The sequence below is a fragment of the Bacillus cereus group sp. N14 genome (assembly GCF_016483555.1).
Lineage (GTDB): Bacteria > Bacillota > Bacilli > Bacillales > Bacillaceae_G > Bacillus_A > Bacillus_A wiedmannii.
In genome coordinates, this window is record NZ_JAEHBQ010000001.1 from 135,198 (window position 1) to 159,735 (window position 24,538).

Here is a 24,538-nt window from a genome sequence, read left to right on the forward strand (position 1 = left end):
CCTTCACCCCCGGTAATTTGTATCGAGCATGCTACGCAGCTTTTTCGCAAAGCCCTCATCTAACACAGCTACAACGACTCGCTCGTCTCTCCCAATCGCATGCCCTAATTGTTGTCGATTTTCGACCTTTCTCATTGGTACGTTGTAATACGTCGCTTTATCCGTGATGCGTTTTGTAGTATTTGCTGACGCATCTTCAGATAGCAATACAAGTTTTGCTTTGCCACTTCGTACTTCTTTTAAAACAAGTTCTTCACCCGAAATAATTTTCCGAGCCCGGTTTGCTAGTCCTAAAAACGATTTCCAATCGGACACTTATTTCGACTCCTTCTCAACAAGCTCAAGAAGCTCTTCGTATAGAGAACCGTCGATTTTCGCTTTTAGATGATGTTCCAAAACATTTTTCTTTTGAGCTTGAAGAATACTTTCTTTATCTTTTGATAAATAAGCACCTCGTCCTGATTTCTTTCCAGTTAAATCAATGGACACTTCTCCCTCTTTGGAACGAACAATGCGAACGAGCTCTCGTTTTGATTTCATTTCTTGCGTTGCAACACATTTTCGTAACGGAACTTTTCGATTGCTCATACTCATCACCTCTATTCGATTTCGTCTTCAACTGAATCGAATCCGAATGCGATTACGCTATCTTCTTCTGTTACAATACCAAGTTGTTTCGCATCAGACTCACTCTTAATATCAATTTTCCAACCTGTTAATTTAGCTGCAAGACGTGCATTTTGTCCACGCTTACCAATAGCTAATGACAGTTGGTGGTCTGGAACAACAACTGTTGTTGCTTTTTCTTCTTCATCTACAAGCACTTTAACAACTTGTGATGGGCTTAAAGCATTTGCAACATATTCTACTGGATCATTTGACCAGCGAACGATGTCAATCTTTTCGCCTTTTAGTTCGTCTACAATGCGTTGTACACGTTGTCCTTTCGGTCCTACACAAGAACCTACTGGATCAACATCAATGTTCTCTGCATGTACAGAAATTTTAGAGCGATCGCCTGCTTCACGTGCTACAGAACGAATTTCAACAGTTCCATCATAAATTTCAGGAACTTCCATTTCGAATAAACGTTTTAAAAGACCAGGATGTGTACGTGATACGTAAATTTGTGGTCCTTTCGTTGTTTTTTCTACTTTCGTAATGAATACGCGAATACGATCATGTGGTTTGTACTGTTCGTTTGGCATTTGCTCACTTACAGGTAATAAAGCTTCTACTTTCCCTAAGCTTACATAGATGAAACGAGCATCTTGACGTTGTACGATACCCACCATGATATCTTCTTCACGGTCACTAAACTCAGAGTAAATAACACCACGCTCTGCTTCGCGCACTCGTTGTGTTACAACCTGTTTTGCAGTTTGTGCTGCAATACGACCGAAATCTTTTGGTGTTACTTCAATCTCTAGTACGTCACCATCTTGATAGTTTGGATTAATTTGTCTTGCTTCTTCAACAGAAATTTCAAGACGTGGATCAAACACATTATCTACAACGTCTTTACGTGCTAAAACTTGAATTGTTCCCACTTCTGGGTTAAAGCTCACACGAACGTTTTGTGCTTGATTAAAATTGCGTTTATAAGCAGAGATTAACGCTGCTTCAATCGCATCAATAATAATATCTTTGCTGATTCCTTTTTCTGACTCTAATACGAGCAAGGCATCTAACAACTCAGTGCTCATGAAGATCCCCCTTCTAACTAAAACGTAACAGCAAGTCGCGCATTTGCAACTTTATCCATTGGAATTTGGATTTCTTTTTTACGTGTTTTAATTGTTAATAATAATGTAATTGTAGTACCATCGTAGGAAAGTAGCTTTCCTTCAAACATTTTTTCACCATCAATCGGCTCATATGTTTTAATTGCCACTTGTTTTCCTACCGCTTGCTGGAAGTCTTTCTCTTTCTTTAATGGGCGTTCCGCTCCAGGAGATGATACATCCAAAAAGTAAAGATGAGGAATTGGATCCTCTTTATCTAAAGCTTCGCTTAAACGTTCACTTACCGCACCGCATTCTTCAATGTCGACTCCCTTTTCAGAATCGATGAATACGCGTAAGAACCAGTCTTGTCCTTCTTGCACATACTCTACATCTACAAGTTCAAGATTTAACTCTTCAACGATTGGCTGCGCAAATGCTTCTACAACTTCTGTGACTTTCTTATCCATAAACAGCCTCCTTCCTGCCGCCATGTACCATTTACAAGAAAAGACCCCGTCCATAAAAACGGTCCATCTTATTCTTTCTCGTTAGCTAACAAAAGCCCCTGCCGTTAAGCAGGGAATATCTGTCTTAGTATTACCAAATTTAAGAAGTAAAACTTGTAACAAAATATGTATATACGACAGAAATTTCTTACCTCTCCACATCAATAAAACGTAGATAGTAACACGAAAGAGTGGGTTTCCCCACTCTTTTTTTTACACAATATACATGACATGGTTATCTCGGTTAATAGTATACCATAGCAAATGTTGATTTGCAAAGAATTTTCCTACCTATTAGAACAGTGATAACTGGTTTTGATCAGGTAGATCGCCTAAGCAACCTTGACTATCTAAATACTCAATAATTGTTTTCGAAACCTTACTGCGCTGCTGTAAATCTTCTTTTGATAAGAAATCTCCATTTTTGCGTGCTTCTACAATACTTAAAGCTGCGTTTGTACCAAGTCCAGGCACTGCATTAAATGGAGGAATTAAAGTATCCCCATCAATAATAAATTCTGTTGCATGCGAACGGTATAAATCAACCTTTTGGAATGAGTATCCACGCTCACACATTTCAAGTGTCATTTCTAGTACTGTTAATAAACTTTTCTCTTTCGGCGCTGCATCCAAACCTTTTTGCGCAATTTCATCAATTCTTACACGTATAGATGCTGAACCTTTCGCCATCGCCTCTATATCAAAGTCATCTGCACGAACTGTAAAGTATGCCGCATAGAATAGAAGCGCGAAATGTACTTTAAAGTATGCAATACGTACAGCCATAAGTACGTAAGCAGCCGCATGGGCTTTAGGGAACATGTACTTTATTTTCTTACATGAATCAATATACCAACCTGGTACATTATTACTTTTCATGTCATCTTCCCATTCTTCCGGTACACCTTTACCTTTACGAACTGACTCCATGATTTTGAAGGCTAATGATGGGTCTAAACCTTGATAGATTAAATATACCATGATGTCATCACGACAACCGATAACTTCACTCAGCGTACATGTACCGTTATAAATTAACTCGTTTGCATTACCAAGCCATACGTCTGTACCATGTGATAGTCCAGAGATTTGGACTAACTCAGAGAATGTCGTAGGTTTCGTCTCTTCTAACATCTGCCTTACGAATTTCGTACCAAACTCTGGTATACCAAGTGTACCTGTTTTACAGTTAATTTGTTCTTCCGTTACCCCTAACGATTCCGGGCCTGAGAAAATTTTCATTACTTCCGGATCGTCTGTTGGGATTGTTTTCGGATCAATACCACTTAAATCTTGTAACATACGAATAACAGTAGGATCATCGTGTCCTAGTATATCAAGTTTCAATAAATTATCATGAATGGAGTGGAAATCAAAGTGTGTCGTTCTCCACTCAGCCCCTATTGAATCTGCCGGAAACTGAATTGGTGAGAAATCAAAGATATCCATGTAATCTGGCACAACGATAATACCACCTGGATGCTGTCCTGTTGTACGTTTTACGCCCGTACATCCTGCTACTAAGCGGTCAATCTCTGCATTTCGAATCGTTAAATTATGATCATTTGCATAACCTTTTACATATCCATAAGCCGTTTTTTCCGCAACTGTACCTATTGTACCCGCACGGTATACATAATCTTCACCGAACAGTACTTTCGTATAGTTATGGGCACGTGGTTGGTATTCCCCGGAGAAGTTCAGATCGATATCGGGTACCTTATCTCCTTTAAATCCAAGGAACGTTTCGAACGGAATATCATGTCCATCTTTCACGTATGGAACATTACATGCAGGACATTCTTTATCCGGCAAGTCAAAACCAGAACCTACAGAACCATCATTAAAGAATTCTGATTGCTTACACTTCGGACATACATAGTGTGGTGGTAATGGGTTTACTTCTGTAATTTCCATCATCGTTGCAACGAATGATGAACCTACCGATCCACGCGAACCTACTAAATATCCGTCTACTAATGATTTTTTTACGAGCTTATGTGAAATTAAATAAATTACGGCGAATCCATGCCCAATAATACTTTTTAATTCTTTTTCTAAACGCGCTTCTACAATTTCAGGTAACTCTTCACCATAAATGCTACGCGCCATTTTATAACTCATGTCACGCGTCTCATCATCTGCACCTTCAATTTTCGGTGTATATAGATCATCTTTCACTGGATGAACATCACCAATTAATGATGCAATCTTCTGTGTATTCGTTACAACAATTTCTTTCGCTACGTCTTCACCTAAGAATGAAAAACACTCTAACATTTCATCCGTTGTACGGAAATGTACAGGTGGTAAAGAATGTCGGTTTAACGGATTGGCTCCACCCTGCGAACTGACTAAAATTTTGCGATACATCGCATCCTCTGGATCTATATAATGCACGTTTCCTGTAGCAACAACTGGTTTATCTAACGTCTCACCTAGTTTTACTAAGTTAGAAATAATTGTTTTTAATTGTCCCTCATCTCGAACAAGTTCACGTTCTACTAAATGACGTAACACCTCTGGAGGCATTACTTCAATATAATCATAGAACTGCGCAATTTCTTCTACCTCTTCAGGAGCTTTTTGCATCATCGCCTCAAACACTTCACCTTTATCACAAGCCGTTCCTACTAAAATTCCTTCACGATATTTTTTTAATAGTGACCTTGGTACTCGTGGTACACGATAAAAGTAATTTAGGTGAGAATAGGAAACAAGTTTATATAAATTTTTCAACCCTACATCTGATGTGGCAAGTAACGTCATATGACTTGGACGTCCACGCTTATACGCATCCCCTTGCCCCATGCTATCATTTAATTGATCGTGATATTCAAATCCCTTTTCAATCACATCTTTTAACATTTTCACAAGTAAGTATCCCGTTGCTTCTGTATCATAAATCGCACGGTGATGTTGCGTTAATTCAATATCAAGCTTTTTACACATCGTATTTAATCGATGGTTTTTCATTTCTGGGAATAAGAATCTTGCAAGTTCTAACGTATCAATAACAGGGTTATTCGTTTTTTCTAGTCCAGCCTTTTTAAAACCTACGTTAATAAAGCCCATATCAAAACTTGCGTTATGAGCAACAAGTGTATGGTCGCCCATCCATTCTTCAAACTTTTTAAACACTTCGTCCACTTCTGGTGCATCCGTTAACATATCATCTGTAATACCTGTTAATTCAATAATCGTCGCAGATAATGGTTGATGTGGATTTGCGAAAGATTCAAAGCGGTCAATAATTTCGCCACCTTTTACTTTTACAGCCGCTAACTCGATAACAGTATCATATACAGCTGATAAACCTGTCGTCTCAACGTCGAAAACAACATACGTTTCCTCTGCAAGTAAACGATGCGCTTCGTTATATGCAATTGGTACACCATCATTAACTAGATTCGCTTCTACACCATATATAACTTTAACCCCAGCCTTTTTACCCGCAGAATATGCCTCTGGGAAAGACTGTGCAACAGCATGGTCTGTAACAGCGATTGCCTCATGTCCCCATTTACCTGCTTGGGCAACAAGTCTAGAAACAGGAGTAACAGCGTCCATTTGGCTCATCGGTGTGTGAAGATGCAGCTCTACACGTTTTTCACCTTCTGGCGCTTTATCTTTACGAGACGGTCCTGTTATTTCATTTATATCATTTGCAATCATTACTAAATCTCGAACGAATGTATCATTTTGAACAGAACCACGCGCTTTCACCCACATTCCTTTTTTCAAGGATTGCAGCATTGGAATATCTTCTTTGTCACGCGAGAACATTTTGATCATAATTGAATCCGTATAGTCTGTTATTTTTAACGTTAATAACGTACGGCCACTACGCAGCTCTTTCGTTTCTACATGGAAGACGTACCCTTGAACTGTTTTTCTTCTTTCTTCATCTTGAATTTCTCGCATCGGTGTAATCTCTTCATCCGGCTTAATAAGATATCCGAGTACAACCGGTCCTTCATGCACAACGCTACTTTCTTCAGCTTGCTTCTTCGCCATTTCTTCCATAGCTTGTATAACACGTTCACGATCTTCTTGCTGCGTTTGCTCACGAAACTTTTGCATTTCTTCTGTATTTTGCTGTATATGTGTGTCTAACTGAAAACGCGGGAATCCAAAAGTTTCGTATTGATCCCCTACTGGTTTCGCAACGTTTTTCTTTAAAGCAGTAGATTCCAGCTCATTATTCACATTTATTAGCAACTTCACTCCATTCACCTGCGGAAGCTGCTTCTTTAAGTAAGCAAACATAGGTGAAAATGTAATTCGTTCCGTACAAAGCGGCCAATACGCCCTCACTTCTTCTTCTGTAAATTGTTTATTCTCTGTTTCTAATGCAAATGTTGTTCTTGCAATATGAGAAAATGATTGCTTAAGCTTTGTTTCTAGCAATTCATATAATTCTGTAGGCAAAATACGTGGCACTTGTAAATCAAAATGCCAACTTTTATTCGATTTATCAATAACGAGCCTTTCAATACCACCACCTTGTAAATATTGATTTATAAGGTCGTCTGGTATTTGCAACTGCTGGAGCAAAATTTGAAATCGCTCTTGTTGTTCATTTGTTAAAGACATAAGCACTCTCCTTCCATTTGCTATTATAAATTGAAACGTACTACAAAGAAAGATTTCTCCCTTCTTCTTTTACAAAATACGTTTACAAAGAAAGAGAAGGTACCTCATTACGAGGTACCTCTTCTTATTTTAAAATATTTGCAATATATGTTTGAAGTTCTTCTACTTTCACTTCTTCAGACTCGCCTGTAGCACGTACTTTCACTTCTACAATACCTTCGTCTGCTTTTTTACCAACTGTCACGCGAACTGGAAGGCCGAATAAATCTGCATCTGCAAATTTAACACCTGCACGTTCTGCACGATCATCTAGTAATACTTCGTACCCTTGCTCTTGTAATGAGTTGTAGATGTTTTCACCCATTTCACGTTGCGCATCAGATTTCATATTTACTGGAATTACATGCACATGGAATGGTGCTACAGCTTTTGGCCAAACTAAACCGTTCTCATCATTAAACTGCTCTGCGATTGCTGCCACTGTACGAGATACACCGATACCGTAACAACCCATAATAAGTGGTTGTGTTTTTCCGTTTTCATCTAGGAATGTTGCGTTCATTGCTTCACTATAACGTGTTCCTAATTTGAATACATGACCAACTTCAATTCCGCGTGCGAAAAGAATTGTTCCATTTCCGTCTGGAGATTGGTCTCCTTCTTGAATGAAGCGTAAATCTGTGTATTGACTTACTTTAAAGTCGCGTTTTGGATTTACATTTACATAATGGAATCCTTCTTCGTTTGCTCCTGAACATCCGTTAACAATTGATGCTACAGCATGGTCAGCGATAATTTCTATATCACCTGTTACACCAATCGGTCCTAAAGAACCAACTTCACAGTTTAATAATTCTTTCACTTCTTCATGAGAAGCAAGCTCAACAACTGAAGCGCCGTATACGTTTTTCACTTTTACATCGTTTACTTCATGATCACCACGAACAAGTACAACTACTAATTTCTCATCTACTTTAAATACCATAGACTTAATGCACTTGTCAGCTTCAATGTTTAAGAATGCAGATACTTCTTCAATTGCTTTTTGATCTGGTGTTGCTACTTTTTCAAGTGCCTTTTCTGCTTCATCACTCTTCGTATACGTAGCTACCACAGGAGCCATTTCGATGTTTGCTGCATAATTAGATGTATCAGAGTATGCAATTGTATCTTCACCAACTTCAGATAATACCATAAATTCATGCGTATCTTTTCCGCCCATTGCTCCAGAGTCAGCAATAACTGCACGGAAATTCAAGCCACAACGAGCAAAAATGTTAGAGTATGCTTTGTATAAGCGATCGTATACTTCATCTAAGCTCTCTTGTGTAGCATGGAAAGAGTATGCATCTTTCATTAGAAACTCTCTTCCACGTAATAAACCGAAACGCGGTCTTTGTTCATCACGGAATTTTGTTTGAATTTGGTACAATGTTAACGGTAATTTTTTATATGATTTCACTTCATCACGTACAAGATCCGTAATTACTTCTTCATGTGTCGCTCCTAATGCGAATTCACGAGCGTTACGATCTTTCATACGCATTAATTCAGATCCGTAAGAATACCAACGGCCTGATTCTTGCCATAATTCTGCAGCTTGCATCGCTGGCATTAATAATTCTACAGCTCCTGCGCGCTCCATTTCTTCTCGAACGATACGTTCTACTTTGTGTAGTACTTTTAATCCAAATGGTAGAAAACTATAAATACCAGAAGCATTTTGACGCATAAAACCTGCACGAAGTAATAACTGATGACTCTTAATCTCCGCATCAGCTGGAACTTCACGTAATGTAGGACTGAATACCATACTTTGTTTCATTTATTCGCACCTCTTCATTTTACTCTTACACGCAGTAAAACCCCTCACCTCGAGTTAGGTGAGGGATTTTATTCTACGAGCTCTATTTCATTATAAGTTTCACTTTATTTTACAAGAAAAACTTACGAATGTCATTCCAAGTTACAACTAACATAAGTAACATTAATAATGCAAAACCAATAAAGTGAACCATTCCTTCTTTTTGGCGGTCAATTGGTTTCCCTCGTAACGCTTCAATTAAGAAGAAGAACAAACGTCCACCGTCTAAAGCAGGAACTGGTAGTAAATTAAATAAACCAAGGTTAATACTTAAAACTGCTGCTAAACTTAATACACGCGTAAATCCATAATCTACAACTTGATCTGTTAGATTATAAATTCCTACTGGACCTGACAACTCATTAATAGAGAATTGACCAGTTACTAATTTCACAAGTGAATCAAAAATTAGTTTTGTCCATTGGTATGTTTGTTCAAATCCTGATTTAATAGAACCCATTACTGTTTTCTCTACTGGAGAGTAAACACCAATTCTACCTACTTCGTCTTTTCCTTCTTTATCGAGCGTTGGCGTTACTTTTACATTAAACTGTTCACTATCACGCTTTACTTGTAACGTAATTTCTTTATTTGGGTTTTCACGTACAATGGTAACAACATCTTTCCATGTACTTGTGTTTTTCCCATCGATTGCTTGAATTGTATCATTTTCTTTTAATCCAGCTTGCTCGGCTGCACTATTTCCCATTATTTTTCCGACCATTGGCTTGTCAACAGGAACACCTTGTACAAATCCAAGAATCACAAAAATAACAAATGCTAAAATGAAGTTCATTGCAGGACCTGCAAAGATTGTTAAAGCACGTTGACCCAATTTCTTGGAGCCGAACTGCCTATTATACGGAGCAATTTGTATTTCTTCACCAGCAGTAATAATACGAGCCTTTTCATTCACTCGGAATGTTTGAAGCTCTTCCTCGTACTCTTCATAGCCCGAAATTGCTAAATTATGCTCTAAATCAGCTTGTTCGACTTCAATGACACGAACATTTGGATACTTTTCGTATCCATCAAAAACTAATTTCGCAACTTCGTCTTTTTCATTTAATACAAGGCCAACCTTTTTTCCAGGCTTTAACTCAACTGTGTCTGCATCCTCGCCAGCCATTCTTACATAGCCACCAAGGGGCAGTAATCGAATCGTATACACCGTTTCATTCTTTTCAAATGAGAATATTTTCGGACCAAAACCAATCGCAAACTCACGGCATAAAATACCTGCTCTTTTTGCGAAATATAGATGCCCTAGCTCATGGAAAAATACGAGTGCACCGAAAATTAATATAAAGGCAATCGCTGTATTCAATTCCATACCACCTTTGCTAAATTTGTTCCATCACAAACCGTCTTGTGGTTGCATCAATTTCCAGAATTTCCTCTAAGCTCGGACGTGCAATGACATTGTGATGGTTCATTGCTTTTTCAATGAGGTCTTCCACTGTTAAGAAACCAATTCTCTTTTGTAAAAAAGCTTCAACAGCTACTTCATTCGCTGCATTCATTACAGCTGGCATACTTCCACCTGTTTTTCCAGCTTCATACGCAAAACGCAAACAACGGAAACGTTCTTGGTTCATTTTCTCAAAATGCAATGTTCCCATTTCCCATAAATTTAACTGCTTTGTGTCTGAAAGAGGTAATCGATCAGGATATGTAAGTGCGTATTGAATTGGTACTCGCATATCCGGTGAGCCAAGCTGTGCCATCACACTACGATCTTCAAATTCAACCATAGAATGAATAATACTTTCTTTATGTAAAACAACATCGATTTGCTCATAAGGGATACCAAAAAGCCAATGTGCTTCAATTACTTCTAGCCCCTTATTCATCATTGTAGCAGAATCAATTGTAATTTTCGAACCCATTGACCAGTTTGGATGTCGAAGCGCATCTTCTACCGTCACATGATGCAATTCATCTCTCGTTTTATCACGGAAACTTCCTCCAGAAGCTGTAATAATCAGTCGAGAAATTCTTTTTTCATTTTCACCATTCAAGCATTGAAAAATAGCTGAATGTTCACTGTCTACTGGAAGTAACGAAACATTATGTTTTCGTGCTGCTTCCATTACAAGATGCCCTGCGGTTACTAACGTTTCTTTGTTTGCAATTCCGATTGTTTTTTTCGCCTCAATTGCACGAAGTGTTGGTAACAACCCTACGCTACCTACAACAGCATTTACTACAATCTCTGCATCTGGATGTAATGCTACTTCTAAAAGCCCTTCACTACCATATACAATTTTTGTATTACCAGAGACAGCTTGTAATTTTAAAACATCTTCCTCTCTTTGCACAGAGACAATTTGCGGAGAAAATTCTTGAATTACCTTTACTGCGTAGTCAATATTTTTCCCTACAGAAAAAGCAACGAGACGGAATTGGTCTGGGTGCGAGCGTAATACATCTAAAGTTTGTGTACCAATTGATCCGCTTGCACCTAATAAACTAATGTTTTTCATGACTCCAACCCCTCGTTCATTTATTAATTGTATTGTAATAAGAAGTAGAGAATTGGTAAAACGAATAACCAACTATCTGTTCGATCTAATATACCACCATGGCCAGGTAAAATTGTACCTGAATCTTTTACGCCATAATGACGTTTAAATGCAGATTGTACTAAATCACCAATTTGTCCAAAAATAGAAATGATAATTGTCAACACAATTAAAATCCCTACATTAGCCTCAACTGGGAAGAACATATTGTAAACAAGTGCCACAACAATCCCACAAACGATGCCGCCTAATGAACCTTCAATCGTTTTATTCGGACTAATTTCTGGCCATAATTTTCTTTTTCCTAATGCTTTCCCTACGAAATATGCGCCTGAATCGGTAGCCCATATAACAAATAATGCGCAAAACACATATTTAATTCCTAAAATTCTCGTTTCATTCAAATATAAGAATCCCATTGCAACATATGTTGTTGCCATTAGTAAAAAGGAAGCATGGTCAAAAGTAAATGTATTCTTAGAAAGGACTGTATATGATAAAAGTAATAAAACAATCACAAATGTGATTTCTAATTTACCTAATCCAATCTGCGTAAACAGCTCTGATGCACTACTTGGAATTAAAATAATCCATAATAATACTGCAGCTAAAACTGTTGGTATTGACATAAGCGTAAGCTTACTCATACGAATTAATTCATATAAACCTATAGAAGCAAGTGCATACACTAAAACCGTAAAAGGCACGCCACCGTAAATTACGATGGGAATGAATAGCGCGGCAGCAACCACTCCAGTAATAATTCTCTGTTTCACTACCAAACCCTCTCTTTCTACACGCCTCCGAATCTGCGCCCTCTATGCTGAAAGTCTGTAATCGCATTTAGCAAATGTTCCTCGGTAAAATCTGGCCAATACACATCTGTAAACCAAAATTCCGAATATGCAATTTGCCATAACATGAAATTACTAATACGTAGCTCTCCGCTCGTACGGATTAACAACTCTGGGTCAGGTAAAGAACTCGTCATTAAATAAGAAGAAAGCATTTCTTCACTTACATCTTCAACACGAATTTTTCCTTCCTCACTATCTTTCACCATATGTTGCACAGCAGAAACGATCTCGTCTCGACTTCCATAGTTTAACGCGAAATTAAGAATTAATCCCGTATTCTCTTTCGTATCTTCCATGGCCTTTTCCATCGCTCTGCGTGTATGCGTAGGAAGACGATCTTGTTGTCCTATTACTCGGACTTGTACGTTCTCTTCAATCAATTCTGGTAAAAATGTACCTAGAAATTCTTCTGGAAGCCTCATTAAATAGTCAACTTCCTTTTTCGGTCTTTTCCAGTTCTCAGTTGAAAAAGCATAAAGAGTTAATACTTTCACATTAAGTTTGCTTGCAAATTTTGTGATTTTCTTTACAACTTGCATGCCTTCATGATGTCCCGCAATACGAGGCATCGCTCTCCTCTTTGCCCATCTTCCATTACCATCCATAATGATGGCAATATGTTCTGGGATGTATCCTTTTTTCACTTTTTCAACGAGATGATCAAACGATGCGACCTTTTTACTTTTAAAAAAAGGAAAGTTTTTAAACATCATTCATACCCTCCAGCAAGCAGACGTATGCCTAAAAGTGTAAAAAGACCCCCTTAAGAAGAGGGTCATATTTGCGAAGGTATCGCTATTACACTTCCATGATTTCTTTTTCTTTGTTTTTTGCGATTTCGTCAACTTTTGCAATATATTTATCTGTTTCTTTTTGGATATCTTCAGTATATCCTCTTAAATCATCTTCTGTAATATCGCCAGCTTTTTCAAGCTTCTTAAGATCATCGTTACTGTCACGACGTACGTTACGAACAGCAACTTTTGCTTCTTCAGCATATTTTTTCACAACTTTTACAAGATCGCGACGACGCTCTTCTGTTAATGCAGGGAATGCAATACGAATTACAGTTCCATCATTAGAAGGATTTAAGCCTAAATCTGCTTTTAAGATTGCTTTTTCAATATCACCGATAGAAGTTTTATCATAAGGTTGAATTACAAGTAAACGTGCTTCTGGAACTGTAATGTTCGCTAATTGCACAACAGGTGTTGGTGCACCATAGTAATCAACTTGTACCTTATCTAATACAGACGAGCTTGCACGACCTGCGCGAACTGTTGCCAATTCACGAGAGTAAGCAGCAACTGCTTTTTCCATTTTTTCATTTGAAGACTTCAATACTTGTTGTCCCATATTTATTTCCCCCTTACAACTGTTCCGATATTTTCGCCTAAAACGGCACGTTTAATGTTACCTTTTTCCATAACTGAGAATACAATTAATGGAATATCATTGTCCATACATAAAGAAGAAGCTGTTGAATCCATTACACCTAAACCTTCTTTTAATACATCTAAGTAAGTAAGTGTTTCGTATTTCGTAGCTGTTGGGTCAAGAGATGGATCTGCATTATATACGCCATCTACATTGTTTTTCGCCATTAAGATAACGTCTGCTTCGATTTCCGCTGCACGTAGGGCTGCTGTTGTATCTGTAGAGAAATATGGGTTACCTGTACCTGCTGCAAAGATCACAACACGTTTTTTCTCTAGATGACGAACTGCTTTACGACGAATGTAAGGCTCTGCTACTTGACGCATTTCGATTGAAGTTTGAACACGAGTTTGAATTCCAATGTTCTCCAGGCTATCTTGAAGAGCTAATGAGTTCATAACTGTTGCTAACATACCCATGTAATCCGCTCCAGCACGATCCATTCCCATTTCACTTCCGATTTTTCCACGCCAAATGTTTCCGCCACCAACAACAACAGCAACTTCTACATCAAGTTCTGCAATTTCTTTCACTTGTTCCGCAACTGATTTAATAACAGATGGGTTAATTCCAAATCCTTGTTCGCCAGCTAACGCTTCTCCGCTTAGCTTTAATACGACACGATTATATTTCGGTTTACTCATAATGAACCTCCAATTGCTTACATCTTTATTTTAAAAAAGGGAACACAATGTGCTCCCTAATCTGTATTAGTTACTACCTTTTACTTGGTTCATTACTTCTTCAGCAAAGTTGTCTTCGCGTTTTTCGATACCTTCACCAACAGCGTAGCGAACGAATCCTTTTAATGTTCCGCCTTTAGACTCAACGAACTGACGAACTTTCATATCAGGGTTTTTAACGAATGCTTGGTCAAGTAAGCAAATTTCTTCGAAGAATTTGCCAAGACGGCCTTCAACCATTTTTGCAACGATTTTTTCAGGCTTGCCTTCGTTTAACGCTTGTTGTGTTAATACTTGACGCTCATGCTCAACTTCTTCAGCTGTTACAGCATCGCGGTCGATGTATTTAGGGTTAACTGCTGCGATGTGCATTGCTACATCTTTAGCAGCAGCTTCGTCAGTAGAACCTTCAAGAACTGTTAATACACCAATACGTCCACCCATGTGTAGGTAAGCGCCGAATGCATCAGCATCAGTTTTTGTTACGATTTCGAAACGACGAAGTGTAAGTTTTTCACCAATTTTAGCGATTGCTTCGTTGATGTGCTCTTCTACTGTTTTGCCGCCTTCGATTGTTTGAGCCATAGCTTCTTCAATGTTAGCTGGTTTGTTAGCTAATAAGTGAGCAGCTAATTCTTTAATTAATGCTTGGAAACCTTCGTTTTTCGCAACGAAATCAGTTTCAGAGTTTAATTCTAAGATTAAACCTTCGTTACCGTTTGTTTCGATGAAAGTTAAACCTTCAGCAGCGATGCGGTCTGCTTTTTTAGCAGCTTTTGCAATACCTTTTTCACGTAAGAAGTCAATTGCTTTCTCCATGTCGCCATTAGTCTCAGTTAAAGCTTTTTTGCAGTCCATCATACCTGCGCCTGTTTTTTCACGAAGTTCTTTTACCATTTGTGCAGTGATTGCCATATTTTTCATCCTCCTAAAATATGTATTTATACCTTTTATAAAGGTGTTTATACCTTAAAAAAGGTGATAAAAGGCCGAACCCCTTATCACCTTTCCAAATTTGTTACGCAGTAACAGTTTCTTCACCTTGTTTTGCTTCAAGGATCGCGTCTGCCATTTTAGATGTAAGAAGTTTTACAGCACGAATTGCATCATCGTTTGCTGGGATAACGTGATCGATTTCGTCTGGATCACAGTTTGTATCAACGATACCGATGATTGGAATGTGTAATTTGCGTGCTTCAGCAACTGCAATACGCTCTTTACGAGGGTCTACTACGAATAATGCACTTGGAAGACCTTTCATATCTTTAATACCGCCTAAGAATTTCTCAAGACGCTCTAACTCTTTTTTAAGTTGAACAACTTCTTTCTTAGGAAGTACTTCGAAAGTACCATCTTCTTGCATTTTTTCGATGTCTTTAAGGCGCTTGATACGCTTTTGGATTGTTTGGAAGTTTGTTAAAGTTCCACCTAACCAACGTTGGTTAACGAAGTACATACCAGCACGAGTTGCTTCTTCTTTAATAGCTTCTTGTGCTTGTTTTTTAGTACCTACGAATAAGATGTCTCCGCCTTCAGCAGCGATGTCACGCATCGTTCTGTAAGCTTCCTCAACTTTTTTCACAGTTTTTTGTAAGTCGATGATGTAGATACCGTTACGCTCTGTGAAAATGTAACGCTTCATTTTTGGGTTCCAACGACGAGTTTGATGTCCGAAATGAACACCAGCTTCAAGCAATTGCTTCATAGAAATTACTGACATAATATAGTTCCTCCTAAATGGTTTTTGATATCCTCCGTTTACTTCATCTCTAAGCGAAACTACAAACGTAGCACCAACACTTAAATCAGTAAACGTGTGTACTTTGTACTGACACCACTGCTTACTATATCATACTGAAATATTACAATCAAGTCGAAAATGCGAACAATGTAAAACTTTCTTTGTTCACGCTCGAATTCTAGTATTACCAACCTGTATTTCCTTTAAGCAAAAAAATAAAATTCAACTCATAGCTTTTCCGAAAAACACGATTATGACGCTATTTACAAACAACATCAATCTTTTATACACAAAAAAACTCTCCTCAAAAAATGAGGAGAGTTTTATAAATTAGTTTGTTTTTAATTTAGCAAGTTCCTGTAGAAACTTGTCGTTTAGCACTTTAATGTATGTTCCTTTCATACCTAAAGAGCGAGACTCAATAACACCAGCACTCTCTAATTTACGAAGTGCATTTACGATTACAGAACGAGTAATTCCTACGCGATCAGCAATTTTACTTGCAACAAGTAAACCTTCTGTTCCATTTAATTCTTCGAAGATATGCTCGATTGCTTCTAACTCACTGTAAGATAATGAGCTAATCGCCATTTGAACAACAGCTTTACTACGTGCTTCCTCTTCGATTTCTTCTGCTTTTTCACGTAAGATTTCCATACCTACTACAGTTGAACTGTATTCAGCAAGGATTAAATCATCGTCTAAGAACTCTTGACCAAGACGAGCTAACACTAATGTGCCTAGACGCTCACCGCCACCAACGATTGGTACGATTGTAGTTAAACCTTGACCAAATAATTCTCTATTTTCTACTGGGAATGCTGTGTAAGCACTGTTTACATCTAAGTTTGAAGATGTTTCTGTAATGTTGAATAAGCTTTGCGTGTATTCTTCCGGGAATTGACGCTCTGCAAGCATTTGTTTCATACGCTCATTCTCAATTTGTTGGTGAATTGCATAACCTAGTAATTTACCACGACGGCTTACTACGAATACGTTCGCTTCGATTACTTCACACATTGTGTCAGACATTTCTCTAAAGTTTACAGGCTTTCCTGCTGCGCTCTGTAATAACGCATTTAATTTTCTTGTTTTTGCTAATAATTCCATTTCAAAAGTTCCTCCTACATGTTACTTACATATTTTTTCATCACTTGGAAACTAGGGCGAGTCACCTGATGACACTATTACAAAATAAACTGGCTCACATCTTTATTTTTAGCAATCGTTGCTAATTTCTCCTCAACGTATTGAGGTGTTATCGTTATTTTCTCTAACGTAATTTCAGATGCTTCAAACGATAAATCTTCAAGGAGTTTCTCCATAATCGTATGAAGTCTTCTTGCTCCAATATTATCTGTATCCTGATTAACTTGATAAGCAATCTCAGCAATCTTACGAATAGCTTCGTCTGAAAATTCAATTTCTATACCTTCAGTCGCTAATAAAGCCATATATTGTTTAATTAACGCATTGTCAGGCTCGATTAATATTTTAACGAAATCATCTGTCGATAATTTTGTTAATTCTACTCGAATCGGAAATCTCCCTTGCAGTTCCGGAATTAAATCCGACGGTTTAGACATATGAAACGCTCCAGCTGCAACGAATAAAATATAATCCGTTTTTACTGATCCGTATTTTGTCGCAACATTCGATCCTTCTACAATTGGTAAAATGTCACGTTGCACACCTTCACGTGATACATCTACGCTATTCGACTGCTTACCAGCAATTTTGTCAATTTCATCGATAAAAATAATCCCGAGCTGTTCAGCACGATAAACAGCCTCTTGTGTAACTTCATCCATATCAATTAAGCGCTGTGCTTCCTCATTTGTCAAGAGTTTTCTTGCTTCTTTCACAGAAAGTTTACGTTTTTTTGTTTTTTTCGGCATAAAACTTCCTAATGCATCTTGGAAATTCATTCCCATTTGTTCCATGCCAGTTCCTTGTAACATATCAAACATGGAAGACTGTTGCTCAGTCACTTCAATCGATACAATTTCATCTTCAAGAAGTCCTGCAGCAAGCTTTCTTTCCACGTCTTGACGTTTCTTTTCGATTTCAACATCTTCCTGTGCATCAGATGTTTGATTCGAATTTTGAGCACCGCCAAATAGCATTTCTAATGGGTTTTTAAATCCAGATTGTTTCTCCGGACTCGGCACTAAAATTTCAACAAGACGTTGGTTCGCTTGTTCTTCTGCTTTGTCTTGTACTTTAATTACCATTTCTTCTTTCACGATACGAACTGACGTTTCCACAAGGTCACGTACCATCGATTCTACATCTCTACCTACATATCCAACTTCTGTAAATTTGGTAGCTTCAACCTTAATAAAAGGTGCTCCAACGAGTTTCGCCATTCGTCGTGCTACCTCTGTTTTACCAACACCTGTCGGTCCAATCATTAAAATATTTTTAGGTGCAATTTCATCACGTAGATTTTCAGCTAATTTACTTCGACGATATCGATTTCTTAAAGCTACAGCAACCGCTTTCTTCGCATCTTTTTGACCGATAATGTATTGATCTAATTTTTCCACAATTTGACGCGGAGTAAAATGTAAATGCATATAAAATGCCTCCCTTACGATTCTACAATTCTTCCACAATTATATTGTGGTTTGTATAAACACAAATATCGCCAGCAATGTCTAAACTCGCTTTCGCAATTTGCTTCGCTGTTAAATGTTCACTTGCATATTGCTTTAAAGCACGACCTGCAGAAAGCGCATAATTCCCACCAGATCCAATCGCTAAAATACCATCATCCGGTTCAATCACTTCTCCTGTACCTGAAACAAGAAGCATAGTTGTTTTATCCATGACAATGAGCATCGCTTCTAGCTGACGTAACATTTTGTCGCCACGCCATTGTTTTGCCATCTCAACTGCAGCACGCTGCAAGTTCCCATTGTACTCTTCTAATTTCCCTTCAAACATTTCAAAAAGAGTAAATGCGTCAGCAACGGAACCTGCAAAGCCAGCTAAAACTTTCCCTTGGAAAAGTTTACGGACTTTACGAGCTGTATGTTTCATTACAACTGCATTTCCCATTGTCACCTGACCATCTCCAGCCATTGCACATTCTCCATTATGATGAACTGCAAATATCGTTGTAGCGTGGAAATTTCCCATAGAAAAAAACTCCTTTATATGTTTTTATAGCTTTAAAAGCAATTTATGCCCGCGGGTGATGCTTCATGTAGACCGAACGCAATCTTTCTTTAGAGACATGCGTATAAATTTGTGTCGTCGACAAATTCTCATGACCAAGTAGCTCCTGTACAGTACGTAAATCTGCCCCTTCATCTAACATGTGTGTAGCAAATGTATGCCTTAACATATGGGGACTTATCCGCATTGTCAGTGAAGCCTTCTTAATGAGTTCGTTTAATACATAACGTACCCCTCGACTTGTTAGCGGCGTGCCTTTCGCATTTAAAAATACCATATGAGAGTGCTCTTCAGTTTTGTGAGCTAACTGTTTTCTCCCGTTCTCTATATAAGTAATTAAAGCATCTTGCGCATAGCTTCCGAACGGAATATACCTTTGTTTTTTTCCTTTTCCCATTACTAAAATTGTTCCCACCGCGAAGTCAATATCGGTAAGTTGTAAATTGACACATTCACTCACACGGATTCCAGTCGCATACATCAACTCTAATAAAGCTTGATTCCTTTGACCTAACGGCGTTTCCGTATCAGCAACTTCAAATAATTCCTCTAATTCTTCAGCATATAAAAACTTTGGGATTGACAATTCTTTTTTGGGGAGTGACGCAAGTGCAAACGGATTATCTTTCCGATAACCTTCACGCATCAAAAAACGATATAAACTTCGTAAGCTTGATACTTTTCTTGCGACAGATTTACGGGCTAACTTTTCATCGTGCAACGTCGTTAAGTACAAACGAACATCCGCGTATGTAACATCTAAAAAAGAGGATATGCCTTCTCGCTCCATAAATTGCACAAAATGTTCTAAATCATTTTGATAACTTGCAATTGTATATTTTGAATAATTTCTTTCAATTTGTAAATATCCAACGAATAATTGTAACAATTTCTTCACATTCACACAATTCACCTCAATAAAGGCTACTAAATCGTATCACAACTTAGTAGCCTTTGCAAGAAATTTAACTAAATATTTACAAAATTTTGAATTGTTTCTAAAGCGCGTGTTGCATATGCTTCATTTCGTTCTGCTTTCCTCTTAACTTTCTTCTCTAACGGTGCAAACAAACCGAAGTTTGCATTCATTGGCTGGAAGTTTTTCGCGTTTGTCGCAGTAATATAATTCGCCATACTCCCCATTGCAGTTACAGGCGGTAATACAACCGGCTCTTCACCTTTCACAAGTCGAGCAGCGTTAATACCAGCTAGTAATCCTGATGCCGCCGATTCAACATATCCCTCTACTCCAGTCATTTGGCCAGCGAAGAATAAATCATCACGTTGTTTATATTGATATGTTGGACGAAGCAAGTTAGGTGAATTAATAAACGTATTACGATGCATTACACCATAACGTACAATCTCTGCGTTTTCCAGTCCCGGAATCAACTGTAACACTTCTTTTTGTGGCCCCCACTTTAAATGCGTTTGGAAACCTACGATATTGTATAACGTTCCCGCTGCATCATCTTGGCGTAACTGAACAACGGCATATGGCGTTTTCCCTGTTTTCGGATCTTCTAATCCAACAGGTTTCATCGGTCCAAATACTAGCGTCTGTCTTCCTCTACTTGCCATAACTTCTACCGGCATACAACCTTCAAAGAAAATTTCTTTTTCAAATTCTTTTAAAGGTACTGTTTCAGCAGCAATTAAAGCCTCGTAAAAACGGTCAAATTCCTCTTCCGTCATTGGGCAGTTTAAATATGCAGCTTCACCTTTATCGTAACGAGACTTTAAATATACTTTATTCATATCAATGCTGTCTTTCTCAACAATCGGTGCTGCAGCATCATAGAAATAAAAATAATCTTCACCTGTTAATTCTTTTAATTGCGCAGCAAGATCAGGAGACGTAAGTGGACCTGTCGCGATAACAGTAGGTCCTTCTGGAATTTCAGTAATTTCTTCATTCATCACAGTTACGTTCGGATGGTTTTTCACATACTCCGTTACCTTTGCCGCAAATTCATGACGATCTACAGCTAAAGCCCCTCCTGCTGGTACAGAGCACTCATCAGCTGCACGAATAATAACAGAGTCCATTAAACGCATTTCTTCTTTAATAACACCAACAGCGTTTGTTAATGTGTTTGCGCGAAGTGAGTTACTGCATACTAACTCTGCAAATTTATCTGTGTGATGAGCTGGCGTTTGCCTTACTGGTCTCATTTCATATAATTTTACTTGGACACCACGTTTTGCAATTTGGTAAGCTGCTTCACTTCCTGCAAGACCTGCGCCAATGACGTTTACTACTTGTGTTGTCATATTTATCACCTTTCCTTTTCTTCCCGAAAAAAATGTGAGCAGTTACGCTCACATTTGTTGTTCTTCTTCATAATCACACGAAATACATTGTACTTGCACGCCTTTTTTCAACTTCTTCTCTACAAGCATACCTTCGCACTTCGGACATTTACGACCAATTGGTTTATCCCAAGATACAAAGTCACACTCTGGATACGTACCGCATCCATAGAAAAGACGTTTCTTTTTATTACTACGGCGTTCAATAATTTGACCTTTATCACACTTCGGACAAGTAACACCGATTTCTTTCACAATCGGTTTTGTATTACGACAATCTGGGAAATTCGAACAAGCCATAAATTTCCCGTATTTACCCATTTTAAAGACCATTGGGTGATCACACAATTCACAGTCTTCCCCAGCTGGTTCATCTTTAATTTCCACTTCACGCATTTCTTTTTCCGCTTTTTCTAAACGCGGTTCAAAGCCTACGTAGAAATCATCAACAATTTTTACCCAATTCGCATTTCCTTCTTCTACTTCATCAAGACTTTGCTCCATGTTAGCAGTAAATTCAATGTTAATAATTTCTGGGAAAAACTCTAAAATAAGTTCAATTACTATTTCACCAAGTTCAGTTGGAACGAAGCGTTTATTATCCAAACCTACGTATCCACGTTTTTGAATCGTTTCAAGTGTCGGTACGTAAGTCGACGGTCTTCCAATTCCAAGCTCTTCAAGTGTTCTTACTAGACGAGCCTCTGTATAGCGCGGCGGAGGTTGTGTAAAGTGTTGCTTCGGTTCTAAATCCTTCGAAAATACCGTTTCCCCTACTTCTAAAGGTGGCAACATTTTATCCTTTTCTTCAGCCCCGTCATCTTTCGACTCTACATACACTTTCATAAATCCTGGAAACTTTACAACCGATCCACTTGCACGGAACTGAACATTGTTATTAATGAGTCTAGCTGTCACAGTATCCATTATAGCAGACGCCATTTGACTTGCAACAAATCGCTCCCAAATCAGTTTATACAACCGAAGTTGATCACGACTTAAGAAACTCTTTAGTTCCTCTGGCCTTCTCATTACCGAAGTAGGACGAATTGCCTCATGCGCATCTTGCGCGTTCGACTTTTTCGTTTCTTTCTTCTTTTCTGTCCCTATGTATTCCGCACCAAACGCCTCAGTAATGTAAGTACGCGCCTCTGTTTGAGCTGTTTCTGAGATACGTGTTGAGTCAGTTCTCATATACGTAATAAGACCTACAGTCCCTTGCTTTCCAAGATCTATACCTTCATACAATTGCTGCGCGAGCATCATTGTTTTCTTTGCTCGCATGTTTAACTTACGCGCTGCCTCTTGTTGCAAGGAAGATGTTGTAAACGGTAATGCAGGATTACGTTTTCGCTCTTTTCGCGTTACATTTTCAACTGAAAACGCATTATCTTTCATCTGTTCAATTATTTCATTCACTTGCGTTTCATTCGTTAATTGAACTTTTTCACCATCTACACCGTAAAAGCTTGCTTCAAATGTGTCTTTCCCCTTCACAAATTCTGTCTTAATTGTCCAGAATTCTTCAGGCTCAAAGATTTGAATTTCTTTTTCACGTTCGATAATTAAACGAACTGCTACAGATTGTACGCGCCCTGCACTTAATCCTTTTTTTACTTTCTTCCATAATAAAGGACTAATATTGTAACCAACAAGACGATCTAGTATACGCCTTGCTTGTTGTGCATCTACTAAATCCATATTAATCGCACGAGGATGTTTAAACGATTCTTTTATTGCATCTTTTGTAATCTCATTAAACACAACTCGACAATCTGATTCAACGTCCACATTTAACGTATTGGCTAAATGCCAAGCAATTGCTTCCCCTTCGCGGTCTGGATCGGCCGCGAGATAGACTTTCTTTGCTTTTTTGGCCGCTGATTTTAAATCTTTTAAGACGGGACCTTTACCACGAATGGTAATATACTTCGGGGTGAAGTTGTTCTTTACTTCTATCCCCATTTGGCTTTTAGGTAAATCGCGAACGTGTCCCATAGACGCGACAACTTTGTATTTTTTCCCTAAATATTTCTCAATGGTCTTCGCCTTAGAAGGCGACTCCACGATTACGAGGTAATCTGACATGCTAGTGCCTCCTTAAGAGGTGGATTCAAGTCTTCATCAATCTTATTGATTTCTCTTGTTTTTGTCAATCAAGAATGAATATACCATACAGTGCCTATCTACCATTTGTCAATAATTGTTTAATAAAAACATAAAAATATAAGGTTAATTTAAAACCTCTTCCAAGATATCTTCTGCATTTCTTACTAGTTTTGCTCCTTGTTGAATCAGATGATTCGTTCCTGATGCACTATCTATAAATATAGGCCCAGGAAGTGCAAATACCTCTCTATTTTGCTCTAAAGCAAGGTCCGCAGTAATAAGTGTTCCACTTCTTGATTTCGCTTCTACAACTAAAACACCCTTACTTATACCACTAATAATCCGGTTCCTTTTTGGAAAATACCATTTTTTCGGTGCATAGTGCGGCGGATACTCTGTTAATAACAATATATATTCATTCCACGTTTCATATAAATGTCTATTCTCTTTTGGATACATATACGATAATCCGTGTCCTAGTATTGCAATAGTCGGGCAATGCCGTCTTACTGTAATTTCATGAGACATTGTATCTATACCTCTTGCAAACCCACTGACAATAAGCCATTCCCTTTCTAATAATGGGTGTAAAATAAATTTTAAACTCTCATGTCCATATAAAGTCGGTTCTCTCGTGCCAATAACCGCTAATTTATTCGCTTTATTGAGAAAATCCTTCTCTCCTTTTCCATATAACACAAAGGGGGGATCTTGTATTTCACGTAATAATTGTGGATAATCTTCATCCCATATAGTCATATAAAAGATTCGATTTTTCTCTAAATAAGATATATATTGCGGGAGATTTGAACTTTGAAGAAAATTTACTAATTCTGAAGATTTTTTCGAAGATATTCCAGTGTAGTATTCCATTTGTTTTGTATTAAAAGTGTATATTCCCTTCAATTCAGGATCGACATATAGTAGTCTTTTCATCGCCTTCCAATGATCTGCTAAAAAATAATGAAGATGTAATAATCGTTCTCTTTTCATCTTA

At 38.1% G+C, this 24,538-nt stretch carries 21 protein-coding genes; all 21 read right to left on the minus strand.

The genetic code is table 11. The features are described from left to right. Positions 1-3 precede the first annotated feature (3 nt). Positions 4-315, minus strand: a complete 312-nt coding sequence (locus JDS82_RS00650; protein WP_001286521.1) for a YlxQ family RNA-binding protein — start codon at positions 313-315, stop codon at positions 4-6. Next, on the minus strand, positions 316-588 hold the full coding sequence (gene rnpM, locus JDS82_RS00655) for an RNase P modulator RnpM (protein ID WP_000071127.1): 273 nt from the start codon (positions 586-588) through the stop codon (positions 316-318). It abuts the gene before it with no gap. A gap of 11 nt (positions 589-599) precedes the next feature. After that, on the minus strand, positions 600-1,706 hold the full coding sequence (nusA, locus tag JDS82_RS00660) for a transcription termination factor NusA (protein WP_000102596.1): 1,107 nt from the start codon (positions 1,704-1,706) through the stop codon (positions 600-602). A 17-nt stretch (positions 1,707-1,723) separates the two neighbouring features. Continuing rightward, positions 1,724-2,194, minus strand: a complete 471-nt coding sequence (gene rimP, locus JDS82_RS00665) for a ribosome maturation factor RimP (protein WP_000359098.1) — start codon at positions 2,192-2,194, stop codon at positions 1,724-1,726. A gap of 333 nt (positions 2,195-2,527) precedes the next feature. Continuing rightward, the gene (locus JDS82_RS00670; protein WP_000060008.1) at positions 2,528-6,829 is read right to left on the minus strand and encodes a PolC-type DNA polymerase III; all 4,302 of its coding nucleotides are present in this window, start codon (positions 6,827-6,829) and stop codon (positions 2,528-2,530) included. A 124-nt stretch (positions 6,830-6,953) separates the two neighbouring features. Further along, positions 6,954-8,654 carry a proline--tRNA ligase gene (locus tag JDS82_RS00675; RefSeq protein ID WP_000814330.1) on the minus strand — a complete coding sequence of 567 codons (1,701 nt, stop codon included), beginning with the start codon at positions 8,652-8,654 and terminating at the stop codon, positions 6,954-6,956. 109 nt (positions 8,655-8,763) lie between these two features. Further along, complete coding sequence (rseP, locus tag JDS82_RS00680) at positions 8,764-10,020, minus strand: RIP metalloprotease RseP (RefSeq protein WP_071742773.1); 1,257 nt, start codon at positions 10,018-10,020, stop codon at positions 8,764-8,766. 16 nt (positions 10,021-10,036) lie between these two features. After that, a complete protein-coding gene (gene dxr, locus JDS82_RS00685; RefSeq protein WP_000790363.1) occupies positions 10,037-11,179 on the minus strand; it encodes a 1-deoxy-D-xylulose-5-phosphate reductoisomerase in 1,143 nt (380 codons plus the stop codon). A 23-nt stretch (positions 11,180-11,202) separates the two neighbouring features. After that, positions 11,203-11,994, minus strand: coding sequence for a phosphatidate cytidylyltransferase (gene cdsA, locus JDS82_RS00690; protein ID WP_000813597.1), 792 nt, complete (start codon positions 11,992-11,994; stop codon positions 11,203-11,205). A gap of 17 nt (positions 11,995-12,011) precedes the next feature. Continuing rightward, the gene (gene uppS / locus JDS82_RS00695) at positions 12,012-12,788 is read right to left on the minus strand and encodes an isoprenyl transferase (RefSeq protein WP_000971311.1); all 777 of its coding nucleotides are present in this window, start codon (positions 12,786-12,788) and stop codon (positions 12,012-12,014) included. 85 nt (positions 12,789-12,873) lie between these two features. Next, positions 12,874-13,431 (minus strand): ribosome recycling factor, encoded by a 558-nt coding sequence (gene frr / locus JDS82_RS00700; protein ID WP_000531506.1) that lies wholly within the window; start codon positions 13,429-13,431, stop codon positions 12,874-12,876. A 2-nt stretch (positions 13,432-13,433) separates the two neighbouring features. Further along, entirely contained in the window at positions 13,434-14,156 is a 723-nt protein-coding gene (pyrH, locus tag JDS82_RS00705) for a UMP kinase (protein WP_000042667.1), read from the minus strand. A gap of 66 nt (positions 14,157-14,222) precedes the next feature. Beyond that, positions 14,223-15,110, minus strand: coding sequence for a translation elongation factor Ts (gene tsf / locus JDS82_RS00710; protein WP_001018585.1), 888 nt, complete (start codon positions 15,108-15,110; stop codon positions 14,223-14,225). A gap of 103 nt (positions 15,111-15,213) precedes the next feature. Then, a complete protein-coding gene (rpsB, locus tag JDS82_RS00715; protein ID WP_000111484.1) occupies positions 15,214-15,915 on the minus strand; it encodes a 30S ribosomal protein S2 in 702 nt (233 codons plus the stop codon). A gap of 351 nt (positions 15,916-16,266) precedes the next feature. Beyond that, a complete protein-coding gene (gene codY, locus JDS82_RS00720) occupies positions 16,267-17,046 on the minus strand; it encodes a GTP-sensing pleiotropic transcriptional regulator CodY (RefSeq protein ID WP_000421290.1) in 780 nt (259 codons plus the stop codon). Between the two features lie 77 nt (positions 17,047-17,123). Further along, positions 17,124-18,515 carry an ATP-dependent protease ATPase subunit HslU gene (hslU, locus tag JDS82_RS00725; RefSeq protein ID WP_000550070.1) on the minus strand — a complete coding sequence of 464 codons (1,392 nt, stop codon included), beginning with the start codon at positions 18,513-18,515 and terminating at the stop codon, positions 17,124-17,126. Positions 18,516-18,537: 22 nt separating this feature from the next. Further along, a complete protein-coding gene (hslV, locus tag JDS82_RS00730; protein WP_000526271.1) occupies positions 18,538-19,080 on the minus strand; it encodes an ATP-dependent protease proteolytic subunit HslV in 543 nt (180 codons plus the stop codon). Positions 19,081-19,123: 43 nt separating this feature from the next. Beyond that, positions 19,124-20,023: a tyrosine recombinase XerC gene (xerC, locus tag JDS82_RS00735; RefSeq protein ID WP_001101235.1), complete on the minus strand. Its 900-nt coding sequence runs from the start codon at positions 20,021-20,023 to the stop codon at positions 19,124-19,126. A 65-nt stretch (positions 20,024-20,088) separates the two neighbouring features. Further along, positions 20,089-21,393, minus strand: coding sequence for an FADH(2)-oxidizing methylenetetrahydrofolate--tRNA-(uracil(54)-C(5))-methyltransferase TrmFO (gene trmFO, locus JDS82_RS00740; RefSeq protein ID WP_000211997.1), 1,305 nt, complete (start codon positions 21,391-21,393; stop codon positions 20,089-20,091). Positions 21,394-21,441: 48 nt separating this feature from the next. Next, complete coding sequence (gene topA, locus JDS82_RS00745) at positions 21,442-23,520, minus strand: type I DNA topoisomerase (RefSeq protein ID WP_001286953.1); 2,079 nt, start codon at positions 23,518-23,520, stop codon at positions 21,442-21,444. Between the two features lie 144 nt (positions 23,521-23,664). Next, positions 23,665-24,534: a DNA-processing protein DprA gene (dprA, locus tag JDS82_RS00750; RefSeq protein WP_000818023.1), complete on the minus strand. Its 870-nt coding sequence runs from the start codon at positions 24,532-24,534 to the stop codon at positions 23,665-23,667. Between the last annotated feature and the right edge of the window lie 4 nt (positions 24,535-24,538).

Bases quoted from the DNA above. Each gene is read 5' to 3' on its own strand.
- hslU (WP_000550070.1), bottom strand. From the start codon at position 18,515: ATGCATTTACATTTTACTCCGCGTCAAATTGTGGAAAAATTAGATCAA.
- codY (WP_000421290.1), bottom strand. From the start codon at position 17,046: ATGGAATTATTAGCAAAAACAAGAAAATTAAATGCGTTATTACAGAGC.
- hslV (WP_000526271.1), bottom strand. From the start codon at position 19,080: ATGGGAAATTTCCACGCTACAACGATATTTGCAGTTCATCATAATGGA.
- rnpM (WP_000071127.1), bottom strand. From the start codon at position 588: ATGAGCAATCGAAAAGTTCCGTTACGAAAATGTGTTGCAACGCAAGAA.
- pyrH (WP_000042667.1), bottom strand. From the start codon at position 14,156: ATGAGTAAACCGAAATATAATCGTGTCGTATTAAAGCTAAGCGGAGAA.
- dprA (WP_000818023.1), bottom strand. From the start codon at position 24,534: ATGAAAAGAGAACGATTATTACATCTTCATTATTTTTTAGCAGATCAT.
- frr (WP_000531506.1), bottom strand. From the start codon at position 13,431: ATGGGACAACAAGTATTGAAGTCTTCAAATGAAAAAATGGAAAAAGCA.
- nusA (WP_000102596.1), bottom strand. From the start codon at position 1,706: ATGAGCACTGAGTTGTTAGATGCCTTGCTCGTATTAGAGTCAGAAAAA.
- trmFO (WP_000211997.1), bottom strand. From the start codon at position 21,393: ATGACAACACAAGTAGTAAACGTCATTGGCGCAGGTCTTGCAGGAAGT.
- uppS (WP_000971311.1), bottom strand. From the start codon at position 12,788: ATGATGTTTAAAAACTTTCCTTTTTTTAAAAGTAAAAAGGTCGCATCG.
- JDS82_RS00675 (WP_000814330.1), bottom strand. From the start codon at position 8,654: ATGAAACAAAGTATGGTATTCAGTCCTACATTACGTGAAGTTCCAGCT.
- tsf (WP_001018585.1), bottom strand. From the start codon at position 15,110: ATGGCAATCACTGCACAAATGGTAAAAGAACTTCGTGAAAAAACAGGC.
- rimP (WP_000359098.1), bottom strand. From the start codon at position 2,194: ATGGATAAGAAAGTCACAGAAGTTGTAGAAGCATTTGCGCAGCCAATC.
- JDS82_RS00670 (WP_000060008.1), bottom strand. From the start codon at position 6,829: ATGTCTTTAACAAATGAACAACAAGAGCGATTTCAAATTTTGCTCCAG.
- dxr (WP_000790363.1), bottom strand. From the start codon at position 11,179: ATGAAAAACATTAGTTTATTAGGTGCAAGCGGATCAATTGGTACACAA.
- topA (WP_001286953.1), bottom strand. From the start codon at position 23,520: ATGTCAGATTACCTCGTAATCGTGGAGTCGCCTTCTAAGGCGAAGACC.
- rpsB (WP_000111484.1), bottom strand. From the start codon at position 15,915: ATGTCAGTAATTTCTATGAAGCAATTGCTTGAAGCTGGTGTTCATTTC.